This is a genomic window from Clostridium sp., from assembly GCF_018372875.1.
GTDB lineage: Bacteria > Bacillota > Clostridia > Clostridiales > Clostridiaceae > Clostridium.
In genome coordinates, this window is record NZ_JAHAIF010000001.1 from 115,337 (window position 1) to 131,867 (window position 16,531).

Here is a 16,531-nt window from a genome sequence, read left to right on the forward strand (position 1 = left end):
TTATGAATAAAAAAGATTTAATAAAGAAATCCATAGATGAAAACTTAATTTCTAAAGAGGAAATACTAAGTAGTATTTTAAAAAGGGTTCATGAAGAAAGAATAAATAGAAACAGTGATATAGATATTATGATATTAACTTTGATTGGCAGAAAAGATATGTATGGATATGAAATATTGAAGGAAATTGAAATTAAATCTAGGGGGAGTTTTGCCTTAAAAGAAGGAGGAGTATATCCAATACTTCATGGACTAGAGGGGGAAGGGTTACTTACTTCTTATTGGATAGAGGATGAGATTAATAAAAAGTATTATAGATTAACTGATAAAGGAAGAGAGTATATATCTAAAAAAGAGGAGAGTACTGATTATAATAAAAGCACTAAAAGAGTGTTGAACTTGGAGGGAATGGGATGGAAGTAAAGGGAGAAGAGAATATAATTAAATATTTAGAGTCTGTTTGCCTTAAGATTAAAAGTAAGAGAGCACACAATCAAATTAAGGAAGAATTATATGCTCACATAGAAGAAAAGAAAAAGGATTATATTAAATGTGGTGACAGTGAAAAAATAGCAGAAGAAAAAGCATTAAGAGATATGGGAAGTTCTGATATCCTAGGAGAAGAATTAAACAAGGTTCATAAGGAGAAGTTTAATTATAGAATATTAATTACAGTTAGCTTACTAATTATAACGGGGATAATTACTATGTATTCATTAAGAGAGAGTGCATATAGGTATTTTGCAAATGAATATGTTTTTATAAATAATATGATTATTTATATAACTTTAGGAATAGGTGTATTTCTATTAATATCATTTTTTGACTATAGAAAAATAAAAAATAAGTCTGTGCATTTATATATAGTATCAATAGCGCTATTTATGGTTTTGCTTTTATTTAATAGTCCTGTAAATAATATTAATAGTTGGATTAATATTGGACCAATATCTATTAATGTAAGAGATTTAGCAGTTAATATATTCTTAATTTCATTAGTAGGAATTTTTAAAGATATTAAATGGGATACAAAAAAAGGAATGATTTATGGATTGATTTTAAGCTTTATTCCCTTAGGTTTCTTGATGATATTAAAGTATTCTTTAGGAGTAGCAATAGTATATACAGTAACATTGAGTTTTTTATTATACATAAGTACTAAAAATAGAAAACTTACTTTTGGGTTAATGTTTATCTTTATAATAGCTTTAATTTTAATCTATAGTCAGAATAATTATGATAGCTATTTACATAATATTACAAAAGAATTATTAGAGTCATCAGTGCTTATAGGGAAAGGAACGGGAGTTAATCTAGATATAATTCCTTACAATATCTCAGATTGTATTATAGCATCATTAATATACAGTTTTGGATGGGCATTTGGAATATTAGTACTATCTTTAGTTCTCTTTTTAATTATTTCTGTATATAAGATTAGCGAGAAGATATGTGATATCTACGGAAAAAGATTAATTATTGTAATATCAACTATATTTACATGTCAATATGTATTAGGGTTTTTATATAATTTTGGGATTTTGAACTTTTATTCTATTTCAATACCTTTTATAAGTTATGGACTTTCCAATATAATAATAAGCTTTCTTGGGATTGGAATTATAATGAATATATATAAGGGGAAAAAATTAAGGGGAGAGTATTAATATGTTAGAAATGAAATTTGCTTAGTGATAGGTGGTCATATAGGAGAGCCATCTATGAATATTGTACCAGTTTTTAATACTATAAAAGATATATATGAAGTGCCAATAGGAATGGAGAGTTATATGGTTAGATTTTGGATTAAAAATATACTTGGAAATATTCTTTTATTATTACCTTTAGGTATATTCCTACCAATGTGTTTTAAAAGACTAAGAAGTTTTAAATCAACAGTAATTACTTGTGCATTGGTATCATTATCTATAGAGGTGGTTAAGTATATATCTATGTATTTTGGAAATTTTAGATCTTGTGATATAGACGACATTATATTGAATACTCTTGGTGGAATGATTGGGTTTATAATTTATAAGGTGATTAATAAAAAAGTTGATTTAAGAATAGAATTTTAGAGTAAGAGATGTGTTAGTTATGCACCTACAAAGAAATATAATATTTTTACTAATAGGAATCTATAAAATAAAAAAATAGTAAAGAAGACTTGGCTTGTGGCCAAGTCTTTTCTTAGGTTATGTTACCATAGAATGTATAAATGTGATTGAAAATAAATTACTTTTATAGTAACTTTACTATTATAATATAAGATAGATTGTATGTAGGAGGGGTACTATGGGAGCTAGTACATCAACAATTCAGAAGACAAGGGTTAAGGTGAAAGAACCTAAAAGATATAAAGTTATTATGCATAATGATGATTTTACTTCAATGGAGTTTGTTATATTTGTTTTAATGAATATATTCAATAAAAATGAAATGGAAGCTAATGATTTAATGCTAAAGGTACATAAGGGAGGTAGTGCCATGGTAGGTACTTATTCTTATGATATAGCAAGAAGCAAGGTAGAAGAAACTACATTATTAGCAAGACAAGAGGGATTTCCATTTAAGGTTACTATGGAAGTTGCATAGGAGGAAAGAAAATGAGACTATCTGCAGTAGTAGAAGGAATAGTTGTTAAAGCTATAAATTATGCCAAAGAAAATAATCATGAATATATAACTCCAGAACATTTATTATATATGATAACATTTAATGAAGGGTTTGCAAGAGTATTTAATAATGTTGGTGGAGATATTATTAAATTACGTGAGGATTTACAAGGATATATAGATGAGAATATAAGTATTATTGATGGACATGAACCTCAAGGAAGTTATTCTTTTAATGAGGTGATTTTATATTCAACATCAAGAGCTGAAGCTAGTAATAGAGATGTGGTAGAGTTATCTCATATTTTAGATGGTATTATAAATTTAGAAGATAGCTACGCTGCTTATTATCTATTGTCTCAAGTTGAATGGACTGATCTTTTATATGAGTTATGTGATTTGCAGGGGGAAGAAAGAGTAAATAAAGAGGTTATAGCTGAAGATGGGAAGAAAAAAGAAATAAAGGATGAAGGATGGAAAGCTTATGTAACCTGCTTAAATGATATAGTAGATGGGTATTCTCCCCTTATAGGTAGAGAATTAGAACTTGAAAGAACTATGCAAATTTTATGTAGAAAATATAAGAATAATCCTATACACATAGGTGAGGCAGGGGTAGGGAAGACTGCCATTACCTTTGGGCTTGTAAGACTTATTAATGAAGGAAAGGTTCCAGATAAGTTAAGGGATTCTAAAATATTTTCAATAGATTTAGGTGGGCTTTTAGCAGGAACTCAATACAGAGGAGATTTTGAGAAGCGTTTTAAAATGGTTATGGATGGAGTAGCAGAGTATTCTAATCCAATTCTTTATATAGATGAAATTCATAATATTGTTGGAGCTGGAGCAATTAACGGGGGAACCTTTGATGTATCTAATATGTTAAAGCCATACTTAACAGAAGGTAAGATAAGAGTAATTGGGGCAACAACTTATGATGAGTTTAATAAGCATTTTTCTAAGAATAAAAGTTTACTTAGAAGGTTTCAAAACATAGATATAAAAGAGCCTTCAGTGGAAGAAACTATAAAGATATTAATGGGTTTAAAAGGTTATTATGAAGATTATCACGGAGTAAAATATTCTAAAGGCACATTAGAACATGCAGTGGAATTAAGCCATAAGTATATAAATGAAAGATATTTACCTGATAAAGCAATTGATTTAATTGACGAAGCAGGTGCTTATAGAGTAATGCATCCATTAAAAAAGAAGGTTCAAACTGTTGATAATAAACTAATAGAAGAGGTTTTATCTAAAATTTGTAATATACCAAAACAAACAGTAGAAATAGATGAAATTGAAAAGTTAGGCAAGTTAGAAGATGAACTAAAATCACAGGTATTTGGTCAAGAAGAGGGAATAAAAGAAGTAGTAAAGAACATAAAACTTTCAAGGGCAGGACTTAATGATGATAATAAACCTGTTGCTAGTTTACTATTTGTAGGACCAACAGGAGTTGGTAAAACTGAAATTGCAAAAACTCTGGCTAATACTTTAAATATAGAACTTATAAGATTTGATATGAGTGAGTATGTAGAAAAACATACTGTTGCTAAGTTAATAGGAGCACCTGCTGGGTATGTAGGGTATGAAGAGGGAGGACTATTAACAGATAGCGTAAAAAAGAATCCTCATTGTGTGCTATTACTAGATGAAATAGAAAAAGCCCATAGTGATATATTTAATATTCTTCTTCAAGTTATGGATTATGCCACATTAACAGATAACCAGGGGAGAAAAACGGACTTTAGAAATGTAATTCTTATAATGACTTCAAATGCAGGGGCAAGTAATGTTGGAAAAAGCTTAATTGGGTTTGGAGATAGAGAGGTTACTAGGGAAGGAATAACAGAAGAGGTTAAGAAAATTTTCACTCCAGAGTTTAGAAACAGATTAAGTAAGATCGTTGTATTCAATCCATTAAATAAAGAAATGAGTAGAAATATTGTTATAAAACAACTTAATATATTAAAAGACAAACTTAAGGAAAAGAAAATAGATTTAAGTTGGGAAAATTCTTGTATAGATTTCCTTGAGGATAAGGGAATTAGTGAAGAATATGGTGCAAGAGAGATAATAAGAGTTATAGATAAAGAAATTAAATCTCTACTTGTAGATGAAATTCTTTTTGGAAAATTAAAAAATGGTGGTAAGTGTACAATAGAATATGAAAATAATGAAATAAAGGTGATACAGCAATAATCTGTATCACCTTTAAATTAGAACTTATTGTAATGAACTTTATTAAAGTTAAATGAGGTTTCATCATAAGGTGTTTTTGATTCATCCTTATAGCCTAAAGTAATTATACTTAGTACACCATAATTATCTGGTATGTCTAATACATTTCTTACTTCTTTTTCTGAATTATCATTTTCACCTTGTCTATTTCTCATTTGTATCCAACAAGATCCTAGTCCTAGACTTTCAGCTTCAAGTTGAATTAAGGTTGAAACAATAGAAGCATCTTCTATCCAAACATCACTTATTGAAGAGTCACCAATTACAACTATAGCAACAGGGGAAGTTTTCAAAGCAAGTGTCCCCATGTTTTTACACTTTTCAAGTTTTTCTAAAGTAGACTTTTCATTTACTACTATTAATTCTACTGGCTTTTTGTTCATAGATGATGGTGCAAGAAGTGCTGATTTTATTAATTTATCTATTTTATATTTTTCAATAGGTGTATCTTTATATTTTCTTATACTTCTTCTATTTTTTAATAGTTCTAACATATAATCGCTCCTTAATTTCAAATTAAATATATTATATCACTTACTTATAAAGAATTTATAAATAGATATACTTTTAAATGTAGCTTTTCATATAATATAAAAAAATTAACATTAAGGAGAGTATATGTTCAATAAATCATACTTAATAAAAAAATACATGTTGTACGGCGTTATTGCTATAGTTATTATTTCATCATTAAGTCACTTTTTATATGGGGTTAGTGGAAATATAAATATTGTAGGAATTTTTACACCAATAAATGAAAGTATATGGGAACATCTAAAATTAGCTTTTTATCCTACGGTATTATGGTGGGGGATGGGATATTTTATATACCGCGGAAAAATGTATATAGATATAAGAAAGTGGATTATGTCTATGACCATATCTATAATTATAAGTCCTATTATAATAATTACTTTTTTCTATACTTATACAGGTGCCTTTGGAATACAAAACTTAGTGCTTGATATATTTTCACTTATACTGGGAGTTTTTATAGGTCAATTAATTGGATTAAAGTGTTACGAGAATTATAAATATAATAAAGTAGTATTTTATTTTTCGCTGTTTATTTTGTTCCTTGGTATAGTCTTATTTACTTACTTCACATTTAATCCACCTAATATTCCACTTTTTATTGATTCAACTACTGGACTTAGAGGAATTTATTTGTATTAATAAATATATATAGAAGATGGATGGGAGTATAAAAATGAAGACTAAGTTTTTAGAAGAATTAAACCCAAGAGACTTAAGACCAAAGATTATGGGATTAACCTTTAAAGGTGATGATGGTTATTATAATAGATATAAGAATGAAATCTTTCCTAAAAGGGTTATGAAGGAAAAAGGGCAAGGGGAATATTATAAAGAGTTTGAAAGGTGCATTAATGACTTTAAAGAGATACAATATAATGAGAATTTTATATTTATCTTTACTAATATACTAGAGGAAGATATTTATGTTGGCAGTAGATTTAATACTTTAAGAAATTTAGATAAAAGTGAAGAGATAGAGGTAAATGTAGAAATAAAAGCTATAATACATGATTGGTTTTTACTTCCTTATAAATGTATAAATAAATATCATAAAGGAATTTGTCTTTTAGAATTTAAAAATGGAATACCTGATATAATTAAGAATATGAAGGTATACCATAATGATTTCAATAATGATTATGAAAATATTATATTATTAAATAGGGGTGTTACTAATGATTAAATATAATTTCAAAGAATTAACAGGAGATGTTGTTACAAGGGATGATTTTACATATGAAGAGAGCAGAATGAGTTGGAATAGGGCTATAGAGAAATATCCTCTTGTAATTATTTATTGCAAAGAAAAAAATGATGTTAGAAATTCAGTTCTTTGGGCAAGAAAAAATGAGCTTCCAATAAGAATTAGATCAGGTTGTCATAACTATGAAGGCTATTCCACAGGAAATGATGTAGTAGTTATTGATGTTAGTAAAATGAATAATATTTACATAGATGAAGATAAAGGAAAAGTAAAGATTGAAGGTGGAGTTAGAAATAGAGAACTTTATGAAGCAACAGGATCTAAAGGGTATCCATTCCCTGGAGGAGGATGTCCTACAGTAGGAGTTCCAGGACTAGTACTTGGAGGGGGCTGGGGATATTCTACTAGATTATTAGGATTGTCTTGTGATAGTTTGGTAGAACTTGAGTTAATTGACTATATGGGTAACTTATTAGTAGCAAATGAGGAGGAAAATAGCGACTTGTTCTGGGCTTGTAGAGGTGCAGGAGGAGGAAATTTTGGTGTAGTAGTATCAATGACTTTTAATATTCCTAAAAAAATTGATATGGTTACATTAATAAACATGGATTTTCCTAATATTGATTTAGAAGAGAAGATAGAATTCATAAAGATGTGGCAAAAGGAATATAAGAATTTGGATAGAAGAGCTAATTTTAAGCTGGGAATATATAATTCAGAAACAAAAGGAAAAGGAATAAAGCTTACTGGATTGTTCTATGGGGATAAGGAAGAAGCTAAAAAGATAGTTGAACCATTTAAAAGAATTCCAAGCTTTGGAGAATTTTCTTTAGATTACACTACTGTTTTAGATGCTAATAGAAAGATTCAAGATAGTCATCCAGATTATGAAAAGTATAAATCCTCAGGAAGATTTGTGTCTAGAGATTATTCAGAAAAAGAGATTAAGGAAATAATAGAATTAGTAGATGATAGAGCTAAAGGTGCATATTATGCAGCAGTATCATTTTATGGATTAGGTGGAGCTGTAAGAGACAAAAGTAGTGAAGATACTGCTTTTGCCTTTAGAAATTCTAACTTTATAATGGGATTTCAGTCTGTATGGGAAGAGCCTAAATACGCACCGGCTAACAGGGCATGGGTTGTAGATAAATTTAAGAATATAATTGCAATGACAGAAGGTTCTTTTATTAATTTTCCATATGCAGAGTTAGGAGATTATGAAAGAGAATATTTTGGTAAAAATACTAATAGATTAAGAGAAATAAAGAAGAAATATGATCCACAAAATATTTTTGGATTTCCACAAGGAATTTCTATTAAAAAATAATAAAGGAAGCTGGTGTAATATCAGCTTCCTTTATTATTTTTAGCATGAGATGGTGAATATTTATTTTGGTAAATATCCATTCAATTTTTTATTGACATAAATATTACAAATGATATTATATTAGTATATTTTAGCAAAGCAATAAAAGGGGAATTTGGAATATGATGGCATTAGAAAAGTTTGAAGAAGCTTATGAAGTTGTACAAAAAGTAATTTTACAAACAAAGCTAGTTTATAGTGATTTTTATTCGGATTTAACAGGTAATAAGGTATATATTAAGCCTGAAAATATGCAAAAAACAGGGGCGTATAAGATAAGAGGAGCTTATTATAAGATAAGTACTCTTACAGATGAAGAAAGAAATAAAGGATTAATAACTGCATCAGCTGGAAATCATGCTCAAGGAGTTGCATATGCAGCAAAGTCCTATGGGGTAAAGGCAGTAATTGTTATGCCAACAACTACACCTTTAGTTAAAGTTAATAGAACAAAAGCTTATGGAGCAGAAGTAATACTTTATGGTGATGTATATGATGAAGCATGTAGTTATGCTTTAAGGCTAGCAGAAGAGAATGGATATACATTTATTCACCCATTTGATGATTTAGATGTAGCAACTGGACAAGGATCTATTGCTATGGAGATAATAAAAGAACTACCTACTGTTGATATTATTTTAGTTCCAATAGGAGGAGGTGGACTAGCCTCAGGTGTATCTACCCTAGTTAAATTATTAAATCCTAATATAAAAGTTATAGGAGTAGAACCAGCTGGTGCTAATTGTATGGAGGTTTCATTAAAAGAGGGACATGTTATTACATTACCTAAAGTTGAAACTATTGCAGATGGGACAGCAGTAAAAACTCCTGGAAGCAAGATATTTCCATATATAAAAGAAAATATAGATGAGATAATAACAATTGATGATAATGAACTTATAGGTGCATTTTTAGATATGCTTGAAAACCATAAGATGCTAGCAGAAAATTCAGGGCTTCTAACAGTTGCAGCATTAAAACATCTAAAGTGCAAAGGGAAAAAAGTTGTTCCAATAATAAGTGGTGGTAATATGGATGTTATTACATTTTCATCATTAGTGCAACATGGATTAATTGAGAGAGGGCGTATATGTACAGTATCTGTATTATTACCAGATAAGCCAGGGGAATTAACTAATGTTTCAAAGGTTATAGCTGATGCACAAGGAAATATAGTTAAACTTGAACATAACCAATTTGTAAGTATAAATAGAAGTAGCGCAGTGGAATTAATAATAACCATGGAAACATTTGGACATGAGCATAAAGAAAAGATAATTAAATCATTAAAGGATAATGGATATAATCCAAAATCAATTAAGCCTACAATGATATATGAATAGAAGCTAGGAGGATAATAAGATGAATAAAGAAGTTATTTTTACAGAAAAAGCACCTAAGGCAATAGGGCCATATTCACAAGCACAGAAGGTAGGAGATTTGTTATTTACATCAGGTCAAATTCCATTAAATCCTTCTACAGGAGAGTTAGTTACTGAAATAAAAGCTGCAACAAAACAATCTTTAGAAAATGTAAAAGCTATTTTAGAGGCTGCTGGAACATCATTAGAAAATGTGGTAAAAACAGTAGTATACATTAAAGATATGAATGATTTTGGAGAGGTTAATGAAGTATATGGTGAATATTTCAAAGAAAATGCTCCTGCAAGAAGTTGTGTAGAGGTAGCAAGATTACCAAAGGATGCATTAGTTGAAATAGAGGCAATAGCTATAATAAAATAAAAAAAGGTGCGAGGATTTGATTTTCTTCGCACCTTTTTTTATTATTTACAGTATAGGTCCATAGGCTTAACATTATCTTGTACATCCATTAAAGCTTCACCAAATCTTTGATAATGAACAACCTCTCTTTCTCTTAAGAATCCTAAAATTTCTTTGATATCAGGATCATCTGTTAGGTTTATTAACCATTCATAAGTTGCTCTAGCTTTTTGTTCAGCACCCATATCTTCATGTAAATCAGCAATTACATCACCTTTAGCTTGTATATAAGTTGCAGTCCAAGGGTTGCCTGTAGCATCTGTATAGAATAAAGCTTTTCCATGGTCAACATAGTGTCCATCTAAGCCTGCAGCTTTAATTTCATCTATAGAAGCATTTTCCATTAATTGATTAGCCATAGTAGCTATCATCTCTACATGAGCCATTTCCTCTGTTCCAATGTCAGTTAATAATCCCTTAGATTTATTAGTTGGCATCGAATATCTTTGGTTAAGATATCTAAGCGCAGCACTTAATTCTCCATCTGGTCCACCATATTGAGATATTAAAAGTTGTGCCATCCTAAGATCTTTGGACTTTAAGTTAACTGGATGTTGCAAAGTTTTAACATAATACCACATAATCTATTTCCTCCTTACATTCTTTCCCATGGCCAAGGTGTATCTATCCACTTTTCAGGATTTTCTACATAAGCTGAACCAAAGTTAGTTAGTGGTCCGAAGTTTTCTTCGTACTCGCATTTTACTTTATCTAGTTGTTTGGAAATAAATTTGTAGTCTTCTTGAGCTTTTGAACAACAAGGGAAGTTATCTAAATAGAGGTTTAAGTCAACAGCAAAAAATTGTAGTTTCATAAATTGTTCTAAACATTCTTTTCTATTCACAAGACTTTCCCCCTTTAGCATATTTAACGTTGCAGTATGGATCATACATATTCTTAAAGATTGTTCCAGCATGAATAGCATCATCTAGATCAAATAGTGTTTCGTAAGGTTGGCATACTATATAAGCTTTTCCATAAATTTTTGGAGCAAAGGTTTTATAGTTTTCATAACAGTTTTTCTTTTTATCTGCACAAGCAGTGTTGCACTTTGGATTTGCAGGATCTTTTATACAATCCTTACAATCAATGCAATGTCTTTCATAGTACATAATTGTTTATCCCCTCGTAAATGTTTATCTAAAATCAATTTATGCAGAAAAAGAACGAATTGTGAATGGAAAGTAAATTATAAAATTGATAAAAAGTTTAATAATAGTAAAGTTTTAATAATATTTTTACTATATGTCACTTATAGGGACTATAGTCCTTGACTTATTTATAGAGCAAATATAGGATAATAAGGGTAAGAGTATAATAGAATAAAAGAGGATTATTGCAAAAGGGGGCTAGTATGAATTACTTTGTTAAAAGAGCAAGTAGTTTGATAATAATTGCTAGTGTTTTATTATCAGGCATGAATTTTATAGCATGTACAAATGATAAAAATAATAAGCCAATAGCTTTTGAAGATGGTGTTAAATACTATACAAAATTAGATGATAAATACTTTACAGTTTATGATGGGGAAAAGTTTAATAAAAAGTTCTTAAAGGGAGTAAATATAGGAGTTGGTAAACCAGGTGCATTTCCTGGGGAATTAGCAATAACAAAAGAGGAGTATTTAAGGTGGTTTCGTTATATTGGAGAAATGAATGCAAATACAATAAGAGTATATACAATTCAAACTCCTGAGTTCTATGAAGCGCTTTTAGAGCATAACATGAAATCTGAAAATACTATTTATTTATTACATGGAGTATGGATAAATGAAGACGATATCAATTCTAAATTAAATGCATTTGATCCTATTATAAAGGATACTACCCTAGATGAAATAAATCGATTGATTGATGTTATTCATGGTAAAGCAGAAATAGAAGAGAAAGCAGGACATGCATCAGGGAAGTATACTAGTGATATATCGCCTTATTTAATGGGATTAATTTTAGGAATAGAGTGGGATCCTGAATTCGTTAATAATACTGATAAATTAAATGTAGGCAAGTCAGATTTTAAAGGAAAGTATTTATATACAAGTGATAATGCTAGTCCTTTTGAAAGTTTTTTATGTGAGTTAGGCGATAAAGCCATAAGTTATGAGACAGATAAATATAATACTCAAGTTCCAATAAGCTTTACTAATTGGGTTACAACAGATTTATTAGAACATTCAAATGAACCAGATGAAAAAGAGGATAGTGAAGTTGTAAATCCTAATAATATAAAGGCTAATGAGAACTTTAAGTCAGGAATATTTGCATCATATCATGTATATCCTTATTACCCAGAGGCATTGGTTTATCAAAAGGAGTATAGGGAGTATGAGGATGAGGATGGAAATGTAAATCCATATAAAGCCTATTTAGAAGATTTAATTAAGGAGCACACTATGCCCGTTTTAGTAGCAGAATTTGGGGTGCCATCATCAAGAGGGATAACTCATGAGAATATATATACTGGATTTAACCAAGGAGGGCTAGATGAAAAATCTCAAGGAGAAATGGACAGCTCAATGTTGGAGGATATTTATAATACAGGTTATGCAGGTGGAATAGTATTCTCATGGCAAGACGAATGGTTTAAAAGAACATGGAATACCATGGATTATGATATAGCTGGAAGAAGAGCTTATTGGTCTAATATACAAACTAACGAGCAAAACTTTGGACTTTTAGCCTTTGATCCAGGATCAGAAGAAAGTGTTTGTTATATAGATGGAAAAATAAAGGACTGGAAGAGTAGAACGGCATTAATAGAGAATGATAAATATTCTACTTATGTAAATAGTGATGAGAAGTATGTTTATTTTATGGTTAAGGGTAATGACAGCATAAACTTTTTAAATGAACATTTAGTAATTCCAATAGATACTACACCTAATTCAGGAAGTAGCACATATGATGACATTACTTTTAAGGATGGTGTAGATTTTATTATTGATATTAATGGAAAAGATAATTCTACAATTAAAGTTCAAAGTTATTATGATGTATTTAGCTATTCTTATGGAGGAAAATATAGTGGGGGTGAGACCAATAAAGAAGGGAAGGATTCCTCTAAATTTAATCCTATATATTTATGTATAAGTGGTCCTATACATTTACCAGAGGATAATAAAGACATTCCTTTAAGAAAAAAAGAAACAGGAAAACTAACATATGGAAATGGAAATCCGAAGGATGATGATTATAACTCTTTGGCTGATTTTTATATAAATGAGAATGTTATAGAGATTAGAATACCATGGCAATTACTAAATGTAATGGATCCATCCTCTAAATGTGTAATGGATGATTTTTACAAAGTTGGTGGTATTCAACCTTTAGAAATACAAGGGATAAATATAGGAACATATATTTATGGAGTTGACAATAGTAATAAAATAGATTTGAAGAGATATGAGTGGGCTAAATGGGAGATTCCAACATATCACGAAAGGCTGAAATCTTCATATTATATTTTACAAGATGCAATGTCTAAAATAGGAGAAGAACTACAGTAAAGTGAGGTAAGATAAATGAAGGAGAAATATATACTTAAATATTTTTTAAATGCAAAACATTATGTATTTATAGATGGAAAAAAATCTATTATTCATCCTCACAATTGGCAACTAGAGCTAGATGTTAAAGTAGAAAGTGATGAAATGATTAGTTTTAGAGTAATAGATAAGAAGATTGATGAAATTTTAAATAAATTCGATGATAAAGTTCTAAATGATGAGAAAGAATTCCAAGGAATAGATACAACTACTGAAAATATATGTAGGGTTTTATGGAAAATAATAAATCACTCATTAAATGGGACAGGCTATTTACTAACAAGTTTAAAAATATCTGAAAATCCATCAAGAACTTTTGTGTTAGAAAGGTAAGAAAGATGGTTATTATAGTTATTTGTATTTGGATTTTTATATATTATAGACTTAAGTCAAATAGCTTAAATACTTTAGCATTTATTCTAGGAAGTTTTGGGTTATTTACAATAGGTATTTTTTTCTTTAGGGATATTATAGAAGAAATTATTATGAAGGTACAGTTTGGAATATTATCCTTATTTGAAAATGTTATAACAGACTTAGATGTTTTTTATCAAAATAGTTCTATAATAGTTAGAACTCCAAAGATTATAAAGAATATACTTATTAACTATGAATGTAGTGGAGTTATAGAAGTTCTTGTGTTTACAAGTATACTTATATTCTATCCAATTAAAGACTTCAAGGCGAAAACTATAAAATTTGTATTGGGGAATTTTACAATAATGCTTGCTAATGTCTTAAGAATGGCTTTAATGATAATAGCGCTAAAATACTTTGGAGATAGAGTATTTGATTTTGTACATTTAATACTAGGTAAATTACTCTTTTATATAATAATGATATGCATGTATTATTTCACTCTTTCAAAGTTTCATATTAATAAATGTAAGGTGGTGGAATAATGGAGTATACATTCTTGGGAAGGACAATATTCTTAGGAATTTGGCTGTTTATACCCACAATATTTGATTTATTATTAGGTGTTTATAGATGCATAAGGATAATGATAATTTATATATTTAAAAGAGGGGATAAGAAGAATGAAAAGAAATCAACTTTGGAGTTTGAGCCATTAGTTTCAGTAATTATTCCAGTATATAACTCTGAAAAAACTTTAAAAAGATGTGTAGAGTCTGTTATAAACCAAACTTACTCAATAGATAAAATTGAAATAATTATGGTGGATAATGGTAGTAAAGATAATAGTTATAATGTTTTTCAGCAGCTTCAAAGTGAATATCACCATGTGAAGATGTGGTGGTATAAATCAGGCTGTGGAAAAGCACGCGCTTTAAATGCAGGCATATTTTATTCAAATGGGGCTTATATAATTAATATTGATAGTGATGGATACATGAGTAGAAACTCTATTGAAAGTATAGTTAAACATTTTATTTATAATAAAGAAGTTAGTGCAATCACAGGAAGTGTAATAATAGATAAGAATGAGATAAAAGAAACAAAAGGTATAATAAACAAGTTGGTACAAAAGTGCGAGTTTATGGAGTATTTAGAAGTTTTCTTTATAGGAAGAAACAATCAAAGTAGCACAAATGAATTATTTACTATGGCAGGTGCAATATCTGCTATAAAGAGAGAGGTTGCTTTCAAATCTCAAATGTATAATGCTGATACATTAGGAGAGGATGCACATATGACTCAGCAAATACTATTATTCCAAAATGGAGTCGTATCATATTGTAAGGAAGCAGTGTTTTTTACATCACCTATTGAAGATTTTAATAGGTTGTCTATTCAGAGAAGTAGATGGCAGAGGGGAGCCTTAGAGGTAGTTTCACTTTTTTTAGATAAAGAGGTTACAGGAAGTAAGAAATCTTTATGGAAAATGACGATTAGTGACCATACAATGACTTTTCCAAAGTTAATATGGATTATGGCCGTAATATATTTAGGGGTTATAGGCCTTCCTATTGAAACAATAGTGTTAGTTAATTTAATAATATATATAGCGTATTCAATTATTTCTATGTTATCTATATTAATTTCAGCAGTTTTGCTGAGGGACTTAAAAGAAGTACGTAAATATACCTTGAAAAATATACTTATATTTATTTTTATGCCCCTATATAGATTAATACTTTCATTTTTTAGAATTAGTGGAGTAATATATTCTTTAAGTCCTGAATCTTCATGGAATGCAGTTGGGATTGTAGATGAAATTAAACTAGGGGTTAAAGCTGTTTTTTCTTTTGGAAAAAGGGATAAAAATAGATAAGGAGGGAGTACAGTGATAAGGTTAAGGAAGATTTTGTTAATGTCCATTTGTTTATCTATATTTATCAATCCAATTTTAGTTAAAGCTGATGAATTGGATATGGTAGAAGAACAAAAAGTAGTTGAAGAAAGAAAGAGAGAGAGACTAGAGGTAGAAAAAGAGTTTAACAATGCTTTTCAAAATAAGGAAATAGATGAGGTAGAGGAAAGTGGGAAGATAACACTAGATGGTGATTTTAGTGATTGGACAAACATGCCATATTTTGAAGATGAGGATAAGTATGGGAACCATTCAGAAAATATTTTAGGATATCAGTATTATATTGATAAGAGGGATAAAGAAGATGGAAAGCCATATTTATACTTGAGATTAGACACGGATACTATGCCTGTAACTCATATAAGAGCTTGGTTAGTCACTAATGAAAGTACTTTTAATAAGTTTTATGAAAATTATAATAATAGAGATAAAAGTACTGAATGTATAAGCACCTTGGAAAATGATAAAGAAGGGGTTAAAGCTTATAATATAAATATAGAAAAACTAACATCAGCGGAGCCGTATAGAATTCAGGTTTTAAATCATAATGCAAATTTATTTAAAGAACAAGGATACTGGGTTAAAGAAGATAGTGGTTCCAAGTATACAGCAGAATTAAGAATTCCATTAGAACATGTTATGGGAGAAGATGGTGGGACAAACTTCAATCTTGTTTTAGGCACTGATTTATATAAGTATCCAACTGGTGATTTTATAATGACTTCTATAACCAGTGGATCAACAGGACCAGTATTTGCTTTAGCACTTGGTTTAGTAACTGTTTTAGGAATAACTACAAGGAAAAATAAGAATAGTGATGAAGATATTTAAAAGAGAAATTGCTTAGCAGTTTCTCTTTATTTTGGACCTAGGTCAATATTTTGGACACATTTTTATGAAAATTTTTTAAATTGATCTTCTTTCATTTGAGGGGTGATATAACCTATTGAACCATGAATTCT

19 protein-coding genes are annotated in these 16,531 nt (G+C 29.3%); 15 read left to right on the top strand and 4 right to left on the bottom strand.

The window, feature by feature from the left end:
- The first annotated feature begins 2 nt into the window (after positions 1-2).
- The 5 genes from KIB46_RS00555 to KIB46_RS00575 all read left to right on the top strand — a co-directional run bounded on the left by KIB46_RS00555 (position 3) and on the right by KIB46_RS00575 (position 4,819).
- Positions 3-422, top strand: coding sequence for a PadR family transcriptional regulator (locus KIB46_RS00555; RefSeq protein ID WP_156561870.1), 420 nt, complete (start codon positions 3-5; stop codon positions 420-422).
- Positions 413-1,666, top strand: a complete 1,254-nt coding sequence (locus KIB46_RS00560; protein WP_291669972.1) for an FtsW/RodA/SpoVE family cell cycle protein — start codon at positions 413-415, stop codon at positions 1,664-1,666. Before KIB46_RS00555 ends, KIB46_RS00560 begins: the two co-directional genes overlap by 10 nt.
- A 54-nt stretch (positions 1,667-1,720) precedes the next feature.
- Positions 1,721-2,077 carry a VanZ family protein gene (locus KIB46_RS00565; RefSeq protein ID WP_291669973.1) on the top strand — a complete coding sequence of 119 codons (357 nt, stop codon included), beginning with the start codon at positions 1,721-1,723 and terminating at the stop codon, positions 2,075-2,077.
- Positions 2,078-2,294: 217 nt separating this feature from the next.
- Complete coding sequence (locus KIB46_RS00570; protein WP_156561867.1) at positions 2,295-2,594, top strand: ATP-dependent Clp protease adaptor ClpS; 300 nt, start codon at positions 2,295-2,297, stop codon at positions 2,592-2,594.
- Positions 2,595-2,605: 11 nt separating this feature from the next.
- Entirely contained in the window at positions 2,606-4,819 is a 2,214-nt protein-coding gene (locus tag KIB46_RS00575) for an AAA family ATPase (protein ID WP_291669977.1), read from the top strand.
- 17 nt (positions 4,820-4,836) lie between these two features.
- On the opposite strand, the gene KIB46_RS00580 is transcribed toward KIB46_RS00575, so the two are convergent.
- On the bottom strand, positions 4,837-5,352 hold the full coding sequence (locus KIB46_RS00580) for a nitroreductase family protein (RefSeq protein WP_291669979.1): 516 nt from the start codon (positions 5,350-5,352) through the stop codon (positions 4,837-4,839).
- 124 nt (positions 5,353-5,476) lie between these two features.
- Here KIB46_RS00580 and KIB46_RS00585 point away from each other — a divergent pair, with 124 nt between their 5' ends.
- From KIB46_RS00585 to KIB46_RS00605, 5 genes are all read left to right on the top strand, one after another.
- A complete protein-coding gene (locus KIB46_RS00585; protein ID WP_291669980.1) occupies positions 5,477-6,034 on the top strand; it encodes a DUF6512 family protein in 558 nt (185 codons plus the stop codon).
- A 34-nt stretch (positions 6,035-6,068) separates the two neighbouring features.
- A complete protein-coding gene (locus KIB46_RS00590) occupies positions 6,069-6,578 on the top strand; it encodes a hypothetical protein (protein WP_156561863.1) in 510 nt (169 codons plus the stop codon).
- On the top strand, positions 6,571-7,929 hold the full coding sequence (locus KIB46_RS00595) for an FAD-binding oxidoreductase (protein ID WP_291669985.1): 1,359 nt from the start codon (positions 6,571-6,573) through the stop codon (positions 7,927-7,929). The genes KIB46_RS00590 and KIB46_RS00595 overlap by 8 nt, the downstream gene beginning before the upstream one ends.
- A 161-nt stretch (positions 7,930-8,090) precedes the next feature.
- Positions 8,091-9,311: a threonine ammonia-lyase gene (gene ilvA, locus KIB46_RS00600; RefSeq protein WP_291669987.1), complete on the top strand. Its 1,221-nt coding sequence runs from the start codon at positions 8,091-8,093 to the stop codon at positions 9,309-9,311.
- Between the two features lie 19 nt (positions 9,312-9,330).
- Positions 9,331-9,711 (top strand): RidA family protein, encoded by a 381-nt coding sequence (locus KIB46_RS00605; RefSeq protein ID WP_049177940.1) that lies wholly within the window; start codon positions 9,331-9,333, stop codon positions 9,709-9,711.
- Positions 9,712-9,752: 41 nt separating this feature from the next.
- Here the strand turns inward: KIB46_RS00605 and KIB46_RS00610 are convergent, their stop codons facing one another.
- Genes KIB46_RS00610 through KIB46_RS00620 form a run of 3 tightly spaced genes read right to left on the bottom strand, consistent with a single transcriptional unit; the run spans position 9,753 to position 10,862 of the window.
- Positions 9,753-10,331: a manganese catalase family protein gene (locus tag KIB46_RS00610; RefSeq protein ID WP_156561860.1), complete on the bottom strand. Its 579-nt coding sequence runs from the start codon at positions 10,329-10,331 to the stop codon at positions 9,753-9,755.
- Between the two features lie 14 nt (positions 10,332-10,345).
- The gene (locus KIB46_RS00615) at positions 10,346-10,615 is read right to left on the bottom strand and encodes a spore coat protein CotJB (RefSeq protein ID WP_291670008.1); all 270 of its coding nucleotides are present in this window, start codon (positions 10,613-10,615) and stop codon (positions 10,346-10,348) included.
- Complete coding sequence (locus KIB46_RS00620) at positions 10,587-10,862, bottom strand: spore coat associated protein CotJA (protein ID WP_291669991.1); 276 nt, start codon at positions 10,860-10,862, stop codon at positions 10,587-10,589. The genes KIB46_RS00615 and KIB46_RS00620 overlap by 29 nt, the downstream gene beginning before the upstream one ends.
- A 242-nt stretch (positions 10,863-11,104) precedes the next feature.
- Here KIB46_RS00620 and KIB46_RS00625 point away from each other — a divergent pair, with 242 nt between their 5' ends.
- The 5 genes from KIB46_RS00625 to KIB46_RS00645 are packed head-to-tail and all read left to right on the top strand — an operon-like array spanning position 11,105 to position 16,400.
- Positions 11,105-13,255 carry a family 2 glycosyl transferase gene (locus KIB46_RS00625; protein WP_291669993.1) on the top strand — a complete coding sequence of 717 codons (2,151 nt, stop codon included), beginning with the start codon at positions 11,105-11,107 and terminating at the stop codon, positions 13,253-13,255.
- Between the two features lie 15 nt (positions 13,256-13,270).
- Positions 13,271-13,627 (top strand): 6-carboxytetrahydropterin synthase, encoded by a 357-nt coding sequence (locus KIB46_RS00630; RefSeq protein ID WP_156561858.1) that lies wholly within the window; start codon positions 13,271-13,273, stop codon positions 13,625-13,627.
- 5 nt (positions 13,628-13,632) lie between these two features.
- Positions 13,633-14,196, top strand: coding sequence for an exosortase family protein XrtG (gene xrtG / locus KIB46_RS00635; protein ID WP_156561857.1), 564 nt, complete (start codon positions 13,633-13,635; stop codon positions 14,194-14,196).
- A complete protein-coding gene (locus KIB46_RS00640; protein ID WP_291669997.1) occupies positions 14,196-15,530 on the top strand; it encodes a TIGR03111 family XrtG-associated glycosyltransferase in 1,335 nt (444 codons plus the stop codon). Before xrtG ends, KIB46_RS00640 begins: the two co-directional genes overlap by 1 nt.
- A 12-nt stretch (positions 15,531-15,542) precedes the next feature.
- Positions 15,543-16,400: a hypothetical protein gene (locus tag KIB46_RS00645; protein WP_291669999.1), complete on the top strand. Its 858-nt coding sequence runs from the start codon at positions 15,543-15,545 to the stop codon at positions 16,398-16,400.
- Positions 16,401-16,531: the final 131 nt, after the last annotated feature.